This window comes from Mycobacterium hainanense, assembly GCF_041890355.1.
Lineage (GTDB): Bacteria > Actinomycetota > Actinomycetes > Mycobacteriales > Mycobacteriaceae > Mycobacterium > Mycobacterium hainanense.
In genome coordinates, this window is the sequence record NZ_CP169059.1 from 3,968,954 (window position 1) to 3,987,614 (window position 18,661).

Sequence of the window (18,661 nt, forward strand, 5' to 3'; positions counted from 1 at the left end):
CCGGCGACGGGTCCGACGAACCCGCTAGGAGGCCCCGGCCCCGGCTTCGGCCTCGGCCAGTTCCTTCTTCCACTGCCGGAATGTCTCTTCGGTGCGGCCGCGGCGCCAGTAGCCCGAGATGGACGACGCCCATTTCGCGTCCACGCCGCGCTCCTTGCGGATGTAGGGCCGCAGATTGTGCATGACGCTCTGCGCCTCGCCGTGGATGAACACGTGCACCTGCCCGGGCAGCCAGGGCGTGGTGGTGACCGCCTCGATCAGCGGGGCGTGGTCGCCGGCGCGGTCCTCGGGGACGAGGTCGGCCCGGCCACCGCGATAGACCCAATGCACTTCGACGCCTTCCGGCGCGGTCAACGGGATTTCGTCTTCCTGGCCCGCCACCTCGATGAACGCCTTGCCCACGGCGCTGGGCGGCAACGCTTCCAGCGCGGCGGCGATGGCCGGCAGCGCCGACTCGTCGCCGGCCAGCAGGTGCCAGTCGGCGGCCGGGTCGGGCGTGTAGGCACCGCCGGGCCCCATCAAGAAAATCCGCTGGCCGGGCTGCGCCGCGGCCGCCCATTGGCCCGCGATCCCGTGCTCGCCGTGCGTGACGATGTTCAGCGTGATCTGACCCGCGGCGCTGTCGACGTGGCGCACCGTCATGGTCCGGACCGACGGCCGCTTCTCGGGGGGCAGCCCCGCGAAGCTGTCCAGGGTCAACGGCTGGGGCAAGCCCGAGACGTCGATGTCGTCGGCGACGAACACCAGCTTGACGTAGGAGTCCGTGAATTTGCTGGGCACGAAGGCGTCGAAGTCCTTGCTGCCGAGCACCACCGCGACCATGTGCGGTGTGAGCTCCTTGGTATCGACAACCTCGAAGCGTTGCAGAGGTCGACCCGCCACTTGTCCTCCTGTCCCCGCCCGACCCCCGTCGACTATACGAGCCGCGGCGTCGACGCAGCTTGGCCGCTCGCTGCGCGGACGAGTCGCCACCTGCCCTCCTGGCGGCACACCAACCCGGCCAGCTCGAGCATCGCCAGGGGACCCAACACCCGCTCGGGCGCCAGCCCCGACGCGACCGCGAGCTGCTCGACGGTTGCGGCGCCGCGGCCCGGCAGCGCCTCGTACACCCGGCGCTCGGCGTCGCTCAGCCCGTCGAGTGCGGTCGCCGGGCGCGGTTCTTCGGCGGCCAGCTCGCCGATGCGGCCGATGAGCTCGACGATGTGGTCGGCCCGGGTAACCAGTTCGGCGCCGTTGCGCAGCAGCGCGTGGCAGCCGGCCGACGCCGACGACGTCACGGGCCCGGGCACCGCGGCCACCACCCGCCCCAGCGCCCGCGCCCACGCCGCGGTGTTCGCCGCGCCGCTGCGCAGCCCCGCTTCCACGACCACCGCGGCCCCGGCGACGGCGGCCACCAGCCGGTTGCGGGTCAGGAATCGGTAGCGGGCGGGCCGAACGCCCGGCGGGTATTCGGTGAAGAGCAGCCCCTGCTGGCCGACGCGATGCAACAGCGCCGCATGGCCGCTCGGATACGGAATGTCAAGCCCGCCGGCGAGGACCGCCACGGTGATGCCCTCGGCGTTCAGCACCGCCCGGTGGGCCGCGCCGTCGATGCCGTAGGCGCCGCCGGAGACGACGGCCACCTCCCGCTGGGCCAGCCCGACCGCCAAGTCCTCGGCCACCTGCTCGCCATATGCCGTCGCGGCCCGCGTTCCCACCACGGCCGCCGCACGGTGCGCCACCTCGTCGAGCCGGGTGGGGCCCAGCGCCCACAGCACCATCGGGGCCGCGCCGTGCGCTTTGCCCGAGGCGTTGGCGAAGGCGGCGAACGCCAGCAGCGGCCACTCGTCGTCGTCGGGCGTGATCAACCGTCCCCCACGATGGGCGAGAAGCTCTAGATCGGCTGCCGCACAATCGGTTTCACGCCTCGCCTCGGTGTGCCGCGCGAGATCGTCGTCGACCAGCCCGCGTCGCACCCGGTCGGCCGCCTCCACCGGGCCGACGCACCGCACCAGGGTGGCCAGCCCGGCGCAGGGCGGCTCGGCCACCCGGGACAGGTATGCCCAGGCGCGCAGCACGGGATCGTCGACCGCGGTCAGCATCGGGACGCTCCGGATTCCAAGTATTCGCCAAGGATTTGTTTAGCCCCATACGCGAATGTGTTGCCGTCGACCACCATTCGCCATCGCGCGGCCGGCAACGAAGGGAGCGAACAATGATCGTCTGCCCGCCGACCCGGCTCGCGCCCCCCGCGCGCCCAACCAACCCTTGGGCGATCGCGGCGTTCGCGCTGAGCCTGGTCAGCTGGTGCGGCCTGCCCATCCCGATCCTGAGTGGCGTCCTCGCGTTCGTCGCGTTGCGCGACATGGAACGGCGCGGCGAACGCGGTCGCGCCATGGCGCAGTTCGCCCGGGCGCTCGCCATCCTGGTGACGGTCGCGATAGCGGTTAGCGGCGGGCACAACGACTGGTTGACCAACGCCTACTGGTGATTCGCGTTCGGCGCTCATCGCTGCGCCCCCGGCTGCCGGAAGCTGAGCGCGGCCGCGACCTCCTCGAGCCCGGGCGACACCCCGCCGGCCAGATCGGTCAGGCTCCACGCGACCCGCAAAGTCCGGTCCAAGCCCCGGATGCTGAGCACCCCACGATCCAGTGCCCGTTGCAGCGGAGTCATCGCCGCGTTGCCGAGGCGGAACTTTCGGCGCAACAGCGCCCCGCTGACTTCGGCGTTGGTGCGAAATCCGTGCGGCGACCACCGCTCGGCCGCGGCCGCGCGGGCCTGGGCCACCCGCTCCCGAACCTGCGCCGTCGACTCGGCTTCACCGCCGGACATCGCATTGGCGCGCACCGAGTGCATCTCCACCCGCAGGTCCACTCGGTCCAGCAGTGGACCGGACAGCTTGCCGAGGTAGCGGCGCTTGGCCGCGGCAGCACAGACGCAGTCCTGCGGGTCGGCGGGCGCGCAGGGACACAGGTTGGCCGCCAGCACCAGCTGAAATCGGGCCGGGTAGCAGGCCACACCGTCGCGTCGGGCGAGACGGATCTCCCCATCCTCCAACGGAGTTCGCAAGGCTTCCAGCGCGCCGACACTGATCTCCGCGCATTCGTCGAGGAAGAGCACCCCTCGATGCGCGCGGCTGACCGCGCCGGGCCGCGCCATGCCCGAACCGCCGCCGACGAGCGCCGCGACGCTCGAGCTGTGATGCGGCGCCACGAACGGCGGCTTGGTGATGAGCGGGGTCTCCCCCGACAGCAGCCCGGCCACCGAATGGATCGCGGTGACCTCGAGTGACTCGCTCTCCGACAGCGGCGGAAGCAGCCCCGGAAGCCGTTGGGCGAGCATCGTTTTGCCGATGCCCGGCGGCCCGGTGAGCATGAGGTGGTGCGACCCGGCGGCCGCCACCTCCACCGCGAACCGCGCCTGCGTCTGCCCGACCACGTCGGCCAGATCCACCGAGGGTTCCGGCGGGCTGGACGTGGTGGTGATCCGGTTGTGCAGGGCGGCGGAGCCGCTGAGCCATTTCTGCAACTGCCCCAGCGTGCGCACTCCCCAGACGTCGATGCCATCGATCAGGCTGGCTTCGGCCAGGTTGTCGACCGGGACGACGACGGCAGGCCAGCCGTCGCGCTTGGCGGCCAGCACCGCCGGCAGCACGCCGCGCACCGGGCGCACCCGGCCGTCCAGCGACAGCTCGCCCAGCAGCACCGTCTTCTCCAGGCGGTCCCACGGGTTTCTTCGCTGCGCCGACAGGACGGCCGCGGCCAGGGCGATGTCGTAGACCGACCCCATCTTGGGCAGCGTCGCCGGTGAGAGCGCGAGCGTCAGCCGCGCCTGCGGCCAACTGTTGCCGCAGTTGGTGACCGCAGCCCTGACCCGGTCGCGGGATTCCTGCAGGGCGGCGTCCGGCAGACCCACCAGGTGAACGCCGGGCAACCCGGAGCTGATGTCGGCTTCGATCTCCACGGTTTGTCCGTCCACGCCGCGGACGGCGACCGAGAACGCGCGGCCCAGCGCCATCAGCCGATCCCTTGCAGATGGGTGATCTCGGGGGTGCGCCGGCGCCCGACCCGCACCCGGATCACGTCGATGCGCAGCGCCGCCCAGCGCGTGTCCTGGCCCGCCAGCCACAGCCCGGCCAGGCGGCGCAACCGGCGGACCTTGCGCTCGGTGACCGCGTACGCCAGCCCGCCGTAGCCGTCGCCGGTACGGGTCTTCACCTCGACGAAGACCACCGTACGGGTGGAGTCGTCGCAGGCGATGACGTCCAATTCGCCGTAGCGGCAACGCCAGTTGCGTTGCAAGACGCGCAATCCCGCCCTCGCCAGGTGGTCCACGGCGAGCGCCTCACCCAGCGCGCCGAGCTGGACCCGGGTCATCATCGTTTCGGTCGTCATGCGGGCCACTGTGCGGGCCGGCTCCGACACGGCGGCGCCACGGCGGCGCGTGTGAGCCGTCCGCGGCGGCCGGTTGTCCCCAGTGCCGCGTTCATCCACAACCGGGCGAATACGCCTAGCCGATGCGGTCGGCCCTGGTGTAGATGTTCATCGAGTCCTCGCGCAGGAAGGCGACCAACGTGATCCCCGACTCCTCGGCCAACGACACCGCCAGCGACGACGGCGCGGACACGGCGGCCAGCACCGGAATGCCGGCGAGCACCGCTTTCTGCGTCAACTCGAAGGAGGCTCGCCCACTGACCAGCAGCACCGAGCCGGCCAGCGGCACCCGGCGCTGCTCCACCGCCCAGCCGATGACCTTGTCGACGGCGTTGTGCCTGCCGACGTCCTCGCGCACCGCGAACATGGTCCCGTCGACCCCGAACAAGGCGGCGGCGTGCAGCCCACCGGTGCTGTCGAAAACCTTTTGCGCGGTGCGGAGTTGGCTGGGCATGGTCTCGAGCGTGGTCGCCGCGAGCGTCGCGGGATCCGCGCCGGGGGCGAAGCGGCCGATCAGCCGCACCGCATCCAGCGACGCCTTGCCGCAGACGCCGCACGAGGAGGTGGTGTAGAAGTTCCGGGTCACGTCGAGGGTGGGGACCGTGACGCCGGCGGCCAACGTCACGTCCAGGACGTTATAGGTGTTCGCGCCGTCGACGGCGCCGCCGCAATAGCGGATGGTCTGCACGTCGTCGCGGCCGGCGATGATGCCCTCGGTCAGTAGAAAGCCTTGCGCCAATTCGAAATCCGCCCCAGGCGTGCGCATGGTCACGGTGACCGCCGCGCCGTTCACCCGAATCTCGAGCGGTTCCTCGACGACCAGGGTCTCGGGCCGGGTGATGGCTTCCCCGGCGGCCACGTGCGTCACCCGACGGCGCGCAGTTACGCGTCGCACGAGGCGATTTCACCGTCGGCGGGGATCGCGGCGCAGCGCTGAAACCTCACACAGCAAAACTACCCCGGCCTCAGAGCGCCGCGGCCAGCGCGGTCAGGGTTTCCGCCGACGAGTGGACCGGCCGCCAGCCGAGTTGGGTGCGCGCCTTAGTGGTGTCCATGACCATCGACGTGCGCGCGGTGTGCAGCCATTCCAGCATCGACGGCACGAGCGGCACCCGCGAGAGCGCCGCCGAGGCCGCGGTGGCCGCGACGGCGGGCACCCGGACCGGGCGGCCACCCAGGGCCCTGGCCACGTCGGCCACCGTGACGACGCCGTCACCGGCGATGTTGTACGCGCCGGGGGGCGCCGGCGTGGTGGCCGCCAGCGCGATCGCGCTCGCGACGTCGTCGTGGTGCACCAGCTGCAACGGGTAGCCCGGATCCGGGACGACCGGCTTCAAGACCGGCACCGCCTTGACCACGGCCCGCATCGGGGCGGGCAGTTGGTTCCACGGCATCGCGTCGGCCAGGGCGGTGGCGTTGGGGCCGGCGACGATGCACGGCCGCAACACGAAGACCTCCAGCGCCGACTCCTTGGTGATCTCGCCGAGCAGCGCCTCACACGCCGCCTTCTGCTCGGAGTAGTAATGCTCCTCGGATCCCCGCGCCGGCACGTCCTCGGTCAGCGGGTCGGGGTTGTCGCGGTGATACCCGTAGGCGGCCACCGACGACGTGTACACCAGCCGCCGGGGCCGCTCGGCGGCGACCGTCGCCTCGAAGACGTTGCGGGTGCCCTGCAGATTGATCCGGGCGCTTTCTTCCCGCGACCCCATGATGATGAACGCCAGGTGGATCACCACGTCCGCCTGCGCCACCAAGGCGTCGACGGCCTCGCGGTCCAGGATGTCGCCCTGCTGGTAGGTGGTCTTCTGCCAGCCGCGCGACGACGGGTCGAACGGCCGGCGTGCCATCCCGATGATGGCGTCCACGGCGGGTTCGCGCTCCAGCGCCGTCACCGCCGACATCCCGATCTCGCCGGTCGGCCCGGTCACCGCGACGGTAATTCCCACTCCAAGGCTCTTTCCCCTCGCAGCCTCGCCGAAACCAGGGGTGGGAAACGTCACCCGTACCACCGACCCAGCGCTGCGCCGGTCGTGAACGCCCCCGGCGGGGGTATCCGGACGGTCAGCGGGCGGCTTCGTCGTCCGCGCGCTGGCGATCCGGGCTCGTGCGATTCGTGCAATCGAGCCGAACAGCGTGTGAGGCGCGCGCGCAGGACAGATAATCTACGGCGATCGACGCGGGGTCAGACGGCATTGCGCGGGGAAAGAGGCACAGCATGAGCGACGAATCGACGGCCGCGGGCCCACCGGCGGCCGGCGGGGAGAAAGCCGACCCCGGGACGGTTTTCGCCGCGCTCGCCGAGATCATCTACCAGGGCTCGGACGTCGCCCAGATGTACGCGGCCATCTGCGTCGCCGCCACCCTGGTGGTCCCCGGTTGTGACCACGCCAGCCTGCTGCTTCGTGACGGCGACCGGTACGTCACCGTGGGTGCGAGTGACCAGCTGGCGCAGCAGATCGACGAGCTGGAACGGCGGTCCGGCGACGGGCCGTGCGTCGACGCGATCGAGGAGGAAACCCCGCAGATCGATCCCGACCTGAGGACGCCGTCGCTGTGGCCCCACCTGGCGAAGGTCCTGGTGGCCGAGACCCCGGTGCGCGGGGCGATGGGCTTTCGGCTGCTGGTGGACAAGCGCAAGGGCGCCGCGCTCAACCTGTTCAGCGACACCCCCAACATCTTCGACGCCGAATCGGCAGGGCGAGCGGCGGTGCTGGCCGCGTTCGCCAGCGTGGCCATCAACGCGGTCGCCAAGGGCGAGGACGCCAGCAGCCTGCGCCGGGGCCTGCTGACCAACCGTGAGATCGGCAAGGCGGTCGGCATGTTGATGCTGCTCCACGACATGACCGAGGAGCAGGCGTTCGACTTGCTGCGGAGCCATTCTCAGGCGCTCAACATCAAGCTGGCCGACGTGGCCCGCGAGGTGATTCAGAAACGCGGCGAGCTGCCGTCCCCGGACGACAAGCAGGTCCTGGGGGGCGGCTAGCTCCCGGCTATTCAGGCAGCCGCAGCTCGGGCTTTTCCACCTCTTCGATGTTGACGTCCTTGAACGTCACCACCCGCACCTGCTTGACGAACCGCGCCGGCCGGTACATGTCCCACACCCACGCGTCGGACAGTCGCAGTTCGAAATACACCTCGCCGTCGGCGTTGCGCGGCACCATCTCGACGCTGTTGGCCAGGTAGAACCGCCGCTCGGTTTCCACGACATAGCTGAACTGTCCGACGATGTCCTTGTATTCGCGGTACAGCGAGAGCTCCATCTCGGTTTCGTACTTTTCGAGATCCTCGGCACTCATCTGTTCAGACGTCCTTCTCGGAGAAACACTTCCCCGGCGTTCCGCCCAGGGAATCCTGGTCCCATCTTTCCTCACCGATATCCGCCGCGCGCGGGCGGAGGGCCGGTCCGCATTCGGTCACCACGCGACTACCCGACCCTTGTGACCCTATGGCCACGCGCCGGACGTTGATGAACGAATGGCGGTGTTCGGGGCAGGGCCCGAGCCGCGTCAGCGCCGCGCTGTGCGCGGGCGTGCTGTAGCCCTTGTGCTCGGCGAAGCCGTAACCCGGGTGGTCGGCCTCCAAGTCGACCATCAGCCGGTCCCGGCTCACCTTGGCCAGCACGCTGGCCGCGGCGATGCAGGCCGCCACCGCGTCGCCCCCGATGACCGGCAGCGACGGCACCGGTAGCCCGGGGACGCGGAATCCGTCGCTCAGCACGTACCCAGGCCGCACCGGCAGGCCGGCGACGGCACGCCGCATGCCCTCGATGTTCGCGACGTGCACGCCGCGCCGGTCCACCTCGGCCGGCGGGATGAACACCACGTGGTAGGCCAGCGCGTAGCGACGGATCAGCGGGAACAGCTTCTCCCGGGCAGCCTCGGTGAGCTTCTTCGAATCATCAAGCGCCGCAAGACTTTCCAGCCGTCCCGGGCCAAGCACACAGGCGGCCACCACCAGCGGGCCCGCGCAGGCGCCGCGGCCGACTTCGTCCACGCCGGCGACCGGGCCCAGCCCGCTGCGGTACAGCGCGGATTCCAAGGTGCGCATTCCCCGGGAACCCCCGGCCTTGCGGATCACCGTCCGCGGCGGCCACGTCGTGGCCATGGCTACTGATGCTGCTGCGGGTTCACCGAAGACACGCCACCCCAGCGCCCCGGCGGCCACACGATGAACCTCGCCTTGCCGATCACGTTGGACACCGGCACGGTCCCCGACGTCGGATCTCCCGTGCACAGCACGCCCTTGAGCGCTTCGGCCGGAACGCTGGTGCAGTGCGCGCGGGAATCCGCCGAATGGGTCCGGTTGTCGCCCATCACCCACAGCCGCCCTTGCGGGACAGAGACTGGCCCGAACTCGCTGCCCAGGCACGGGTACACCGACGGGTCGGCCATCATGGTGGCCGGATCCAAATAGGGCTCCTTGAGCGGCTTGCCGTCGACCGTCAACCCGGTGTCGGCGCGGCACTGCACCGTTTGCCCTCCGACCGCGATGACCCGTTTGACCAGATCGTTCTCGTCGGGTGGCACGAACCCGATGAAGGACAGCGCGTCCTGCGCCCAGCGCAGCACGGTGTTGTTGGACCGGATCGACTTGTAGCCGAGGTTCCACGACGGCGGCCCCTTGAAGACGATGACGTCGCCCGGGCGCGGCGGGTCGAAGCGATAGGTGATCTTGTCGACCATGATCCGGTCACCGACGCAGCCGGCGCACCCGTGCAACGTCGGCTCCATCGACTCCGACGGGATCAGGTAGGGCCGCGCCACGAACGTCAGCATCACGTAATAGAGCGTCACCGCGATGACCGCCAGCAGCGCGAATTCCCGCAGGGCGGATCGCTTGGTGCGTTCCGGCGCGTCCTCGTCGGGCGCGTCCGCCGGCTCGGGAACCGGTTCGGCGGCCTTCGGGGCCTCGCCGTCGGACGGATCCGGGATGCGGGTGGAGACCTTCGGCTCTGACTGGGCGGACGGGGGCTCAGGCGAGTCCGTGGGATCGGTCACGAGATCAGAGTAGCCAGCGCAGATTGTGTCGCTGTAAACCGACCGGAACTGCCACCCGGCCGTCCCAGCTCAGCGCTTTTCCTTGATCTTGGCCTTCTTGCCGCGGAGCTCACGCAGGTAGTACAGCTTGGCTCGGCGGACATCGCCACGGGTCACCACCTCGATGTGGTCGATGTTGGGCGAGTGCACCGGGAAGGTCCGCTCGACGCCCACGCCGTAGCTCTCCTTGCGCACGGTGAAGGTCTCGCGGATGCCGCCGCCCTGTCGGCGAATCACCACGCCCTTGAACACCTGGATCCGCTCCTTGGCGCCCTCGATGACCTTGACGTGCACGTTGATGGTGTCGCCCGGGCCGAAAACCGGGATGTCGTCGCGCAGCGACGCTTGGTCGACGAAGTCCAGGCGGTTCATCTTAGAAGGCACTTCCTTGCGGTCGCGGCCTGCGGCAACAGCCCTCACCCGGGGTGTGAGGCGGTCGCCAAGCCGATGGTTTTGGGCAACTTGCGCGCATCTCGCAGCAGGTGGGAAGCGGCCTGGCCGGCCAGCAACCGCTGGAGACAACTGGTCAATTGTGCCAGACAGGGCGGTTCCCACGAAAATCACAGCTTCCGACGCGGTTCGCAGCGAGCCGAAAACGCTGGTGAATGGTACATATGAACGGGGCCAGAACGCGCTACCGGACCTTGCGTGACGGCCGGATCAGGTGGCGTGACGCGGCCCGCGCCTTGCACTTCGGTGCGTCCGAGCCAGTCGGAGGAGAGGAATGCGCGTTCGGCCGCTGACTTTGTTCACCGCCACAGCGGCGGTGGCGTTGGTGGTGGCCGCCGGTTGCGAGGCGAAGGTCCAGGCCAAGGTCTACAACTTCCCGGTGTACGTCAGCCCCGACCGGGGCCTGCACCAGCCGCCCCCGCAGCGGGCGCAGCTGATGCTCGAGGCGGTCAAGCCCACGCAGCCCGAGCAGCAGCCGCCCCCGGAGCAGCAGGCGCCCAGCGCGGGACCCGTCGGCCTGCAGGCGCGGGTGCAGCGTGCGACCGACGAGGCCGCAGCCGGCGGGGCGGCCCTGTCGGTGGCGATTCTCGATCGCAAGACCCATCAGCTGGTTTCCACCGGCAACAGCCAGGTCATCGGCACCGCATCGGTGGCCAAGCTGTTCATCGCCGACGACCTGCTGCTGCACGAATCCGAGGGCAAGGCCGCGCTGAGCGCCGACGACCGGCAGGCGTTGGACATCATGCTGCAGTCCTCCGACGACGGCGCGGCCGAGAGGTTCTGGGCCCAGGGCGGCGAGAACGCGATCATTACCGCGGTCGCGGCCCGCTACGGTCTGGCGTCGACCACGCCGCCCAGCGACGGACGCTGGTGGAACACCATGAGCACCACGACCGACCTGGTCCGCTACTACGAGATGCTGCTCGACGGGTCCGGCGGCCTGCCGCCGGACAAGGCGAAGCTCATCGTCGACGACCTGGCCCAGTCCACGCCGAACGGGCTCGACGGCTATCCGCAGCGCTTCGGCATCCCGGAGGGGTTGTACGCCGAACCGGTGGCGGTCAAGCAGGGCTGGATGTGCTGCATCGGCAGCGATTGGATGCACCTGTCGACCGGGGTGATCGGCGCGGACCGTCGCTACATCATGGTGGTGCAGTCCCTGCAGCCCTCCGACGACGCCACCGCGCGCGAGACCATCACCCGGGCGGTCAAGACCATATTTCCCGAAGGCCGGATCGACCCGCTGCGGCGCGGGCTCTAATCGGATTGCCCGGCTTGTCCCCTCGCCGCTTCCCGGCCGGTGACACCCTCACCTCGCTCCACTTCGCGGAGCGCATCGCCGCTTTGCGAATCCGAGGGGCCCAGCAGCTCGGGGCGCCGTTCGCGGGTGCGCTGCACCGAAAGCTCCCGCCGCCACGCCTCGACGCGCGCGTGGTCGCCGGATAGCAAGACCTCGGGTACGTCGAGCCCGCGCCAGCTCGGGGGCCGGGTGTAGCTGGGCCCCTCGAGCAGCCGGTCCAGCGCCGGCGAATGCGAATCGTGCAGGTGCGAGGCGGGATTGCCGAGCACTCCCTCCAGCAGGCGCACCACGGCCTCGATCATCACCACGGCCGCCGACTCCCCACCCGGCAGGACATAGTCACCGATCGAGACCTCCTCCACCCGCATCCGCCGGGCGGCGTCGTCGATGACCCGCTGGTCGATGCCCTCGTAGCGACCGCACGCGAACACCAGGTGCTCCTCGGCGCTCCAGCGCTGTGCGTGGTCCTGCGTGAACAACCCACCGGCGGGCGTGGGCACCACCAACACCGTTTTAGCCGAACAGATTTCGTCCAGCGCTTCGCCCCACACCGGCGCCTTCATCACCATTCCGGGACCGCCCCCGTAGGGCGCGTCGTCGACCGAGCGGTGCACGTCGTGCGTCCACCCGCGCAGGTCGTGCACCCGCAAGTCGACCAGGCCTGACTGAATCGCCTTGCCCGGCAACGATTGCCGCAGCGGGTCCAGAAAGGCGGGAAAAATAGTGACGACGTCGATTCTCATGCCAGATCCAGCAGGCCCTCGGGCGGGTCGATCTCGACGACACCGTCGTCGAGTGACACCACCGTGACGATCGCGCCGACGAACGGCACCAACGCTTCCCCGCCGTCGGCCCGGCGCACCGCCAACAGCTCGCCGGCGGCGGTGTGCAGTACCTCGGCGACGACACCGACGTCCTGGCCCGTCACGGTCCGGACGTGCAGCCCTTCGAGCTGGTGGTCGTAGTAGGTGTCCGGCTCGTCGATGGGGGGCAGGTCATCGGAATCGACGACGAACAGGGTTCCGCGCAGCGCGTCGGCGGCGTCACGATCGGTGACTCCGGCCAATCGCAACAGCAGCCGCCCACCGTGTTCACGCGCACTTTCGACGACGAAGTCACGTTCCGTGCCGCCGCGGGAAGGCCTGCCGCGCAACGTTTTACCGGGCGCAAATCGGGCGTCAGGGTCGTCGGTGCGGATCTCGACGACAACCTCGCCGCCGATCCCGTGCGCCTTCGCGACGCGCCCGACCGTCAACTCCAACGGAGTTCCATGAGTGGCTACTGGTCGGTGTCCACCACGTCGACGCGGATACCGCGACCACCGATACCGGCGACCAGCGTGCGCAGGGCGGTCGCGGTGCGACCACCGCGACCGATCACCTTGCCCAGGTCGTCGGGATGGACGTGGACCTCGACAGTTCGGCCGCGGCGACTGGTCACCATGTCCACCCGGACATCGTCGGGGTTGTCGACAATCCCGCGGACCAGGTGCTCCACCGCGTCAACGACGACCGTGCTCATCGTCGCGTCAGCTTTCGGTGCTCGGCTCGGCCTGCTCGCCGCCCTCGGTGGCCGTCTCGGCCGGTGCGGCTTCAGCGGGCGCCTCGGCGGCGGCCTGCGGCGCGACGGCCTCCGGCTCGGCGGCCTTCGCGGCCTTCTTCGCCGGGGCCTTCTTCTTCGGCTTCGCGGCCTCGGTGGTCGGGCCGCCCTCGGCCTCGGCCAGCGCGGCGTTGAACAACTCCAGCTTGCTGGGCTTGGGCGGGGCGACCTTCAAGCGGCCCTCGGCGCCCGGCAGACCCTTGAACTTCTGCCAGTCACCGGTGATCTTCAGCAGCTTGAGGACGGGCTCGGTGGGCTGAGCGCCCACGGACAGCCAGTACTGGGCGCGCTCGGAGTTGATCTCGATGAGGCTCGGGTCTTCCTTCGGGTGGTAGCGACCGATGACCTCGATGGAGCGGCCGTCGCGCCGCGTCCGCGCGTCGGCGACGGCGATGCGGTACTGAGGATTGCGGATCTTGCCGAGCCGGGTGAGCTTGATCTTCACAGCCATGGTTAAGCGAATTCTCCTGTGTGCGTCACGCTGCAATTCAGCGATCGGGGCGGGATGCCCGGATCCGGTTTTGCCTCGCGTGTCTGACCACGAAGCGATGCGTAATCGCTCGGCGGACAGCCGCCCATTGTGCCAGAACAGGCCGCCGCGCCAGAAATCGCGGCGATCGCGAGCCCTACATGACCTTCTGGAAGACCTTCGTCTCCACCCGGCGGGTCATCCGCCAACCCGCGGGCGTGCGGACGAACTCGTCGTCGTACCAGAGCCCGCAGAACAACACCTCATCGCTGTCGCCGCCGAGCACCATCGGGTTGAAGCAGATAACCCGCGACGACGCCTTGTCGCCGTCGATCCGCACCGAGAAGTTGCCCAGCATGTGCGCGTACACCGGGAAGTTGGGCAGCACCTCGGACAGCCACTTCTTGACCTCCGGGTAGTGGCCCTCGATGCCGCCGAGCGCGGTGTAGTCGATGTACGCGTCGTCGGTGAACACGTTGTCGAGATCGTCGAATCGGCGCTGGTCAATCGCGGTGGAGTAGTCCACCAGCAGCTGTTGGATCTCTAAGCGGTCGGAAATCTCGGCCAGGCTCAACATGCATCGGACAGTAGACGAAAATCGGCGGTTAAAAGACCAGGAAGTTAGACTTTCGGCCCATGCGTAAGGTCCTCGCCTCAGCCGCGGCCGTGCTGATGGTCGGCGCGGGCGGCGCCGCCGTCCCCACGTCGTGGGCCGACAGCATGCAGCCAGTCGGCTCGATGCCGATCCCGGACGGCCCGGCCCAGACCTGGATCGTCGCCGACCTGGATAGCGGTCAGGTGCTGGCCGGCCGCGACCAGAACGTGCCCCACCCGCCGGCGAGCACCATCAAGGTGCTGCTGGCGTTGGTGACCCTGGACCAGGTGAGCCTGGATTCCACCGTGGTCGCCGATACCGCCGACACCGAGGTGGAGTGCAACTGTGTCGGCGTCAAACCGGGCCGCCTCTACACCGCGCGCCAGCTGCTGGATGGCCTGCTGCTGGTCTCGGGCAACGACGCCGCCAACACGCTGGCGCACATGCTGGGCGGACCCGACGCCACGGTCGCGAAGATGAACGCCAAGGCCGCCTCCCTGGGCGCGACGAGCACCCATGCCGCGACGCCGTCCGGCCTCGACGGGCCCGGCGGATCCGGGTCGTCGACGGCGCACGACCTGGCCGTCATCTTCCGCGCCGCGATGGCCAATCCGGTGTTCGCCCAGATCACCGCCGAGCCGTCGGCGATGTTTCCCGGCGACCACGGGGATCAACCGATCGTCAACCAGGACGAGTTGTTGCAGCGCTATCCCGGTGCGATCGGCGGCAAGACCGGGTTCACCGACGCCGCGCGCAAGACCTTTGTCGGCGCGGCCGCCCGCGGCGGCAGGCGGCTGGTCATCGCGATGATGTACGGCCTGGTCAAGGCCGGCGGGCCGAGCTACTGGGACCAGGCCGCGACGCTGTTCGACTGGGGTTTCGCGCTCAACCCGCAGTCCAGCATCGGCTCGCTATAGGCCCGCGTCCGGGGCCGCCGCGGACAGCAGCGTCATCAGCAGCGGGATCCGTTGCTCGGCGATCTGCGGCTGCGGCAGCACCCCCTCCACCACCGCGGCCCCGTCGAACACATTGGTCAGCACCGCTACCAGAACCGGGAACGTCTCCTCGGGGAAGCTCTCGGCGCGGGGCAGGGTGCGGGCGGCTTCGAGAATCTTGGTGGAGTACTGCCGCAGCTCGTGTTGCAAAGTGTCCCTGAGCTTTTCGTCGGTACGCGCGGCAACCAGCAGTTCATAGATCACCGCGTTGGCCGGGGCGGCGGTGACGTCGCGCAGGATCGCCAGAGCGGCTTCGAGCGCCGGCCGATCGGGCGGGATTTCGGCGACCCGCTTGGTGAACGTCTCGAGCTGACGGCGTAGCACCTCGGACGCCGTCGCCGCCATGAACTCGCCCATGGTCTCGAAGTGCCGGAACAGGGCGCCCACCGACACGCCGGCACGCTTGGTGATCACGGCGGCCGACGCCCGGGCGTACCCGACCTCGATGATGGTGTCGATGCAGGCGTCGAGGAGCCGGCCCACCGTCTCCTCGCGCCGCTGCTGCTGGGTCCTGGCCACGTCAGGCCCCGATTGACACGGCGGTCCGGCCGCGGTGCGGCTGGCCCGCGCGCAGGTAGCGGCCGGACCTGACGGTCTGGCCGTAGCCCTCGCAAAACCGGCCCCCGCGGAAGACCACGGCGCCGCCCACGCCGGTCGCGACGACCGCGTCGTCGTTGCGGTTGACCATGCGCCGCAGGCCGCCGTAGAAGGGCACCTCCTCCTCGTAATAGCCCTCGACCGCCTCGTTGAGGCCGGCCGGGTCGATCACCACGAAGTCCGCGCGGTCGCCCTGGCGCAGCGTGCCGGCGTCGATGCCGAACCACTCCCCGAGTTCGCCGGTCAGCCGATGCACCGCGTGCTCGGTCGACATGAACGGCGCGCCGGCCCGGTAGGCGTCGCGGGCGCGTTTGAGCAGCTTCAGCGGGAAGTTGTAGAAGGCCATGTTGCGCAGATGCGCGCCGGCGTCCGAGAAGCCCATGTGCACGCTGCCCTCCTTGGCGAGCGCGTCGAGCAGCTTGGGGCGATGGTTGGCCACGATCGTCGTCCAGCGCACATTGCGTTCGCCGTTCTCGACGAGCACGTCGAGGAACGCGTCGAGCGGATGCAGTTTGCGCTCGTCGGCGATGGCGCCAAAGCTCTTGCCTATCAACGACTTGTCGGGGCATTCGACGATGACCGCGTCGTGGAAGTCGCGGTGCCACAGCGACGGCCCGAGTTTGATGCGGTCGAATTCGCGCCGAAACTGCCGGCGGTATTCCTTGTCGGCCAGTAACTCGTTGCGCTGCAACTGGTCCCGCAGGTGCAGGGCGGCGGTTCCGGCGCCGAACTCCTCGAAGACCGGCAGGTCGATCCCGTCGGAGTACAACTCGAACGGCACCGGCAGATGCTGGAATCGCACGCTGGCACCCAGGAGCTTGTTGAGCAGGCGAGCCCCCGGGCCGAAGACGTATACCGACAGCGGCATCGACTTGGCGTCAGCGGATACCAGCATGCTCATGCGAACGCCCTTGCCCCGGTTGAAGATACGGCTGCTGGCGAGGAAGAAGAGTATCCCGGTCGCCGGCTTGCTCACGTTGGGGGCGCTCTGCAGGATGCGGCCGCGCTTGCGCAGCACCTTGATCAGCCGGCGCCGCTCGCGCCACGTCGCGAAGGTGGACGGCAGCGCCCGCGACCGGAAGCGTTCCCCATCGAGTTTGTCGATGGCCGCATCCATCCCCGACATGCCGAGCAACCCGGCGTCGAGCGCCTCGTCGAGCAGGCTTGCCATCCGCTCCACCTCGGTGTCGGTGGGCCGGACGGCGGCGTCGGTGGCCCGGTCGAGGCCCATCACCGCCGCCCGCAGGTCCGAATGGCCAAGCAGGGAGCCGATATTCGGTCCGAGCGGCAGGGCGTCGATCGCCTTGATGTAGTCCGCCGCGCAGGACCAGGTCTTGTTCTGCAAAGCGCCGTAGACGTATTCGCGGGGCACGGCCTCCACGCGGCTGAACAGGTCGGCGGCGTCCTCGGAGTTGGCGTACACGGTGGACAGCGAGCAGTTCCCCAGCAACACGGTGGTCACACCGTGGCGCACGGACTCCCGCAGACCCGGGTCAAGCAACACCTCGGCGTCGTAGTGGGTGTGCACGTCGATGAATCCCGGCATGACCCACTTGCCCGCCGCGTCGATCACGTCGGGGCAACCCGTTTCGTCCAGCGGGCCGTCGGACACCGTCGCCACCACGCCGCCGCGGATGCCCAGCGTGCGGGTCTGCGGCGCAGCACCGGTGCCGTCGAACCACAGCCCGTCGCGGATGATCACGTCGTACGCCACTTTTGCCTCCACTCGTCGCGGTGAAATGGACGGTAACATAGATAGCAAGCACTCGCAATCTTTTTGGGATGCGGCGTGTCGGCCCCCTACCGGGGCCGAAGGGAATGTCGTCGGGTCGGCAACCGGCACACCCGGCGGCGCGTCGCCCACGCCGTTGGCCGCCGACGCCATCCGGCGCGGGGGCTACGCCGAAGGGCGAAACACCTTGCCGCGCAATATCACCAGGTCCGGTCGCTGCAGCACGGCCGGGCCCGACCGGGGGTCCTGCGAATAGCACACCAGGTCCGCGGACGCGCCGTGGTCGAGGCCGGGGCGGCCCAGCCAGCGGCGGGCGTCCCAGCACGCCGCGCCCAACGCCTCGCCCCCGCTCATCCCGATGCCCTTGAGCGCCTCGACCTCGTCGGCGATGCGCCCGGGGGCGACCATGGTGCCCGCGTCACTGCCCGCGTAGATCGGCACACCGGCGTCGCGGGCCGCGGCGAGCCGCCCCGGGCCGCGGGCATGCAGATCACGCATGTGGGCGGCGTAGATCGGGTATTTCGCGGCGGCGGCGTCGGCGATGCCGGGGAAGTTCTCGACGATGTTGACCAGCGTGGGAACCAGGACAGTGCCGCGCTCGACCATCAGCTCGATGCTGTCGTCGGTAAGACCGGTGCCGTGCTCGATGCAGTCGATGCCGGCGTTGATCAGGCCGGGCAGCGCGTCCTCGCTGAAGACGTGCGCGGTGACGCGGGCGCCGTGGGCGTGCGCGGTGTCGATCGCCGCCTTGAGCACGTCGTCCGACCACAGCGGCGCGAGGTCCCCCACGCTGCGATCGATCCAGTCGCCGACCAGCTTGATCCAGCCGTCCCCGCGGCGCGCCTCTTCCGCGACCGCCTCGGGCAGCTGCGACTCGTCTTCCAGCTCGCGGGAGAAGCCGGCCGCGTAGCGTTTCGGCCTGGCCAGATGTTTCCCCGCCCGGATGATGCGGGGCAGGTCGTCGTGGTCGTCGAGGCTGCGGGTGTCGGTGGGTGAGCCGCAGTCCCGCAACAGCAGCGCACCGACGTCGCGCTCAACCTCGGCTTGGGCAATCGCGTCGTCCAGCGGGATCTCCCCGCGCTCACCGAGCCCCACGTGGCAGTGCGCGTCGACCAGGCCGGGCAAGATCCAGCCGTGAAACCCAGACGAGCCGAAGACGGTGTCGGCGCCGGCAACCGGTTCGGCGCTGATGCGGCCGTCGACGATCCACAGCTCGATCGGCGTCTCGCCGGGCAGCGCGAGACCTCGCACGTGCATGCGCACGGTGCGGGCTACTTCCTACGGTGACGACCCGCTTCGCCCGGCTCCGCCGCGCTCGCGATCGTCACGTTCCTACGGTGACGACCCGCTTCGCCCGGCTCCGCCGCGCTCGCGATCGTCACGTTCCCACGGTGACGACCCGCTTCGCCCGGCTCCGCCGCGCTCGCGATCGTCACGTTCCTACGGTGACGACCCGCTTCGCCCGGCTCCGCCGCG

At 69.7% G+C, this 18,661-nt stretch carries 22 protein-coding genes and 1 pseudogene; 4 read left to right on the forward strand and 19 right to left on the reverse strand.

Translation table 11 applies throughout. The features are described 5' to 3' along the window. Positions 1-24: 24 nt before the first annotated feature. Both ACEL92_RS18435 and dprA read right to left on the reverse strand, forming a co-directional pair. The gene (locus tag ACEL92_RS18435) at positions 25-882 is read right to left on the reverse strand and encodes a siderophore-interacting protein (protein ID WP_374022139.1); all 858 of its coding nucleotides are present in this window, start codon (positions 880-882) and stop codon (positions 25-27) included. Positions 883-914: 32 nt separating this feature from the next. Further along, positions 915-2,081: a DNA-processing protein DprA gene (gene dprA, locus ACEL92_RS18440; protein WP_374022140.1), complete on the reverse strand. Its 1,167-nt coding sequence runs from the start codon at positions 2,079-2,081 to the stop codon at positions 915-917. 113 nt (positions 2,082-2,194) lie between these two features. Here dprA and ACEL92_RS18445 point away from each other — a divergent pair, with 113 nt between their 5' ends. After that, a complete protein-coding gene (locus tag ACEL92_RS18445) occupies positions 2,195-2,470 on the forward strand; it encodes a DUF4190 domain-containing protein (protein ID WP_374022141.1) in 276 nt (91 codons plus the stop codon). Between the two features lie 14 nt (positions 2,471-2,484). On the opposite strand, the gene ACEL92_RS18450 is transcribed toward ACEL92_RS18445, so the two are convergent. The 4 genes from ACEL92_RS18450 to ACEL92_RS18465 form a co-directional block, all read right to left on the reverse strand. Next, on the reverse strand, positions 2,485-3,996 hold the full coding sequence (locus ACEL92_RS18450; RefSeq protein ID WP_374022142.1) for a YifB family Mg chelatase-like AAA ATPase: 1,512 nt from the start codon (positions 3,994-3,996) through the stop codon (positions 2,485-2,487). Further along, complete coding sequence (locus tag ACEL92_RS18455) at positions 3,996-4,373, reverse strand: YraN family protein (RefSeq protein ID WP_374022143.1); 378 nt, start codon at positions 4,371-4,373, stop codon at positions 3,996-3,998. Before ACEL92_RS18455 ends, ACEL92_RS18450 begins: the two co-directional genes overlap by 1 nt. Before the next feature lie 115 nt (positions 4,374-4,488). Next, positions 4,489-5,307, reverse strand: a complete 819-nt coding sequence (fdhD, locus tag ACEL92_RS18460; RefSeq protein WP_374022144.1) for a formate dehydrogenase accessory sulfurtransferase FdhD — start codon at positions 5,305-5,307, stop codon at positions 4,489-4,491. 70 nt (positions 5,308-5,377) lie between these two features. Further along, on the reverse strand, positions 5,378-6,358 hold the full coding sequence (locus tag ACEL92_RS18465) for an SDR family oxidoreductase (protein WP_374022145.1): 981 nt from the start codon (positions 6,356-6,358) through the stop codon (positions 5,378-5,380). Between the two features lie 269 nt (positions 6,359-6,627). Here ACEL92_RS18465 and ACEL92_RS18470 point away from each other — a divergent pair, with 269 nt between their 5' ends. Then, entirely contained in the window at positions 6,628-7,395 is a 768-nt protein-coding gene (locus ACEL92_RS18470; RefSeq protein WP_374022146.1) for a GAF and ANTAR domain-containing protein, read from the forward strand. A gap of 7 nt (positions 7,396-7,402) precedes the next feature. Here ACEL92_RS18470 and ACEL92_RS18475 read toward each other — a convergent pair whose 3' ends face one another. The 4 genes from ACEL92_RS18475 to rplS form a co-directional block, all read right to left on the reverse strand. Further along, complete coding sequence (locus ACEL92_RS18475; protein WP_007171389.1) at positions 7,403-7,708, reverse strand: DUF2469 domain-containing protein; 306 nt, start codon at positions 7,706-7,708, stop codon at positions 7,403-7,405. 4 nt (positions 7,709-7,712) lie between these two features. Continuing rightward, positions 7,713-8,516, reverse strand: a complete 804-nt coding sequence (locus tag ACEL92_RS18480) for a ribonuclease HII (protein ID WP_374022147.1) — start codon at positions 8,514-8,516, stop codon at positions 7,713-7,715. Between the two features lie 2 nt (positions 8,517-8,518). Next, positions 8,519-9,409 carry a signal peptidase I gene (gene lepB / locus ACEL92_RS18485; protein ID WP_374022148.1) on the reverse strand — a complete coding sequence of 297 codons (891 nt, stop codon included), beginning with the start codon at positions 9,407-9,409 and terminating at the stop codon, positions 8,519-8,521. A 69-nt stretch (positions 9,410-9,478) separates the two neighbouring features. After that, a complete protein-coding gene (rplS, locus tag ACEL92_RS18490; protein ID WP_007775353.1) occupies positions 9,479-9,820 on the reverse strand; it encodes a 50S ribosomal protein L19 in 342 nt (113 codons plus the stop codon). Positions 9,821-10,172: 352 nt separating this feature from the next. On the opposite strand from rplS, the gene ACEL92_RS18495 reads away from it, so the two are divergent. Further along, on the forward strand, positions 10,173-11,159 hold the full coding sequence (locus ACEL92_RS18495) for a hypothetical protein (RefSeq protein ID WP_374022149.1): 987 nt from the start codon (positions 10,173-10,175) through the stop codon (positions 11,157-11,159). Here the strand turns inward: ACEL92_RS18495 and trmD are convergent. From trmD to ACEL92_RS18520, 5 genes are all read right to left on the reverse strand, one after another. Beyond that, positions 11,156-11,941, reverse strand: a complete 786-nt coding sequence (gene trmD, locus ACEL92_RS18500; RefSeq protein ID WP_374022150.1) for a tRNA (guanosine(37)-N1)-methyltransferase TrmD — start codon at positions 11,939-11,941, stop codon at positions 11,156-11,158. The two genes, ACEL92_RS18495 and trmD, sit on opposite strands and share 4 nt — an antisense overlap. Next, a complete protein-coding gene (gene rimM / locus ACEL92_RS18505) occupies positions 11,938-12,459 on the reverse strand; it encodes a ribosome maturation factor RimM (RefSeq protein ID WP_374022151.1) in 522 nt (173 codons plus the stop codon). Before rimM ends, trmD begins: the two co-directional genes overlap by 4 nt. 17 nt (positions 12,460-12,476) lie before the next feature. Beyond that, the gene (locus ACEL92_RS18510) at positions 12,477-12,719 is read right to left on the reverse strand and encodes an RNA-binding protein (RefSeq protein ID WP_003878715.1); all 243 of its coding nucleotides are present in this window, start codon (positions 12,717-12,719) and stop codon (positions 12,477-12,479) included. 7 nt (positions 12,720-12,726) lie between these two features. Next, positions 12,727-13,248 carry a 30S ribosomal protein S16 gene (gene rpsP, locus ACEL92_RS18515; RefSeq protein WP_374022152.1) on the reverse strand — a complete coding sequence of 174 codons (522 nt, stop codon included), beginning with the start codon at positions 13,246-13,248 and terminating at the stop codon, positions 12,727-12,729. A 175-nt stretch (positions 13,249-13,423) separates the two neighbouring features. Then, positions 13,424-13,843 (reverse strand): nuclear transport factor 2 family protein, encoded by a 420-nt coding sequence (locus tag ACEL92_RS18520; RefSeq protein WP_374022153.1) that lies wholly within the window; start codon positions 13,841-13,843, stop codon positions 13,424-13,426. Between the two features lie 59 nt (positions 13,844-13,902). Here ACEL92_RS18520 and ACEL92_RS18525 point away from each other — a divergent pair, with 59 nt between their 5' ends. Next, on the forward strand, positions 13,903-14,778 hold the full coding sequence (locus tag ACEL92_RS18525) for a D-alanyl-D-alanine carboxypeptidase family protein (protein ID WP_374022154.1): 876 nt from the start codon (positions 13,903-13,905) through the stop codon (positions 14,776-14,778). On the opposite strand, the gene ACEL92_RS18530 is transcribed toward ACEL92_RS18525, so the two are convergent. The 4 genes and pseudogenes from ACEL92_RS18530 to ACEL92_RS18545 all read right to left on the reverse strand — a co-directional run. Next, complete coding sequence (locus ACEL92_RS18530; protein WP_374022155.1) at positions 14,773-15,375, reverse strand: TetR/AcrR family transcriptional regulator; 603 nt, start codon at positions 15,373-15,375, stop codon at positions 14,773-14,775. The two genes, ACEL92_RS18525 and ACEL92_RS18530, sit on opposite strands and share 6 nt — an antisense overlap. Before the next feature lies 1 nt (position 15,376). Continuing rightward, positions 15,377-17,206: an amidohydrolase family protein gene (locus ACEL92_RS18535; protein ID WP_374022156.1), complete on the reverse strand. Its 1,830-nt coding sequence runs from the start codon at positions 17,204-17,206 to the stop codon at positions 15,377-15,379. A 144-nt stretch (positions 17,207-17,350) separates the two neighbouring features. Beyond that, the gene (locus tag ACEL92_RS18540) at positions 17,351-18,442 is read right to left on the reverse strand and encodes an amidohydrolase family protein (RefSeq protein WP_374022157.1); all 1,092 of its coding nucleotides are present in this window, start codon (positions 18,440-18,442) and stop codon (positions 17,351-17,353) included. 14 nt (positions 18,443-18,456) lie between these two features. Then, a pseudogene (locus ACEL92_RS18545) lies at positions 18,457-18,624 on the reverse strand (hypothetical protein); the annotation flags it as partial. Positions 18,625-18,661 lie beyond the last annotated feature (37 nt).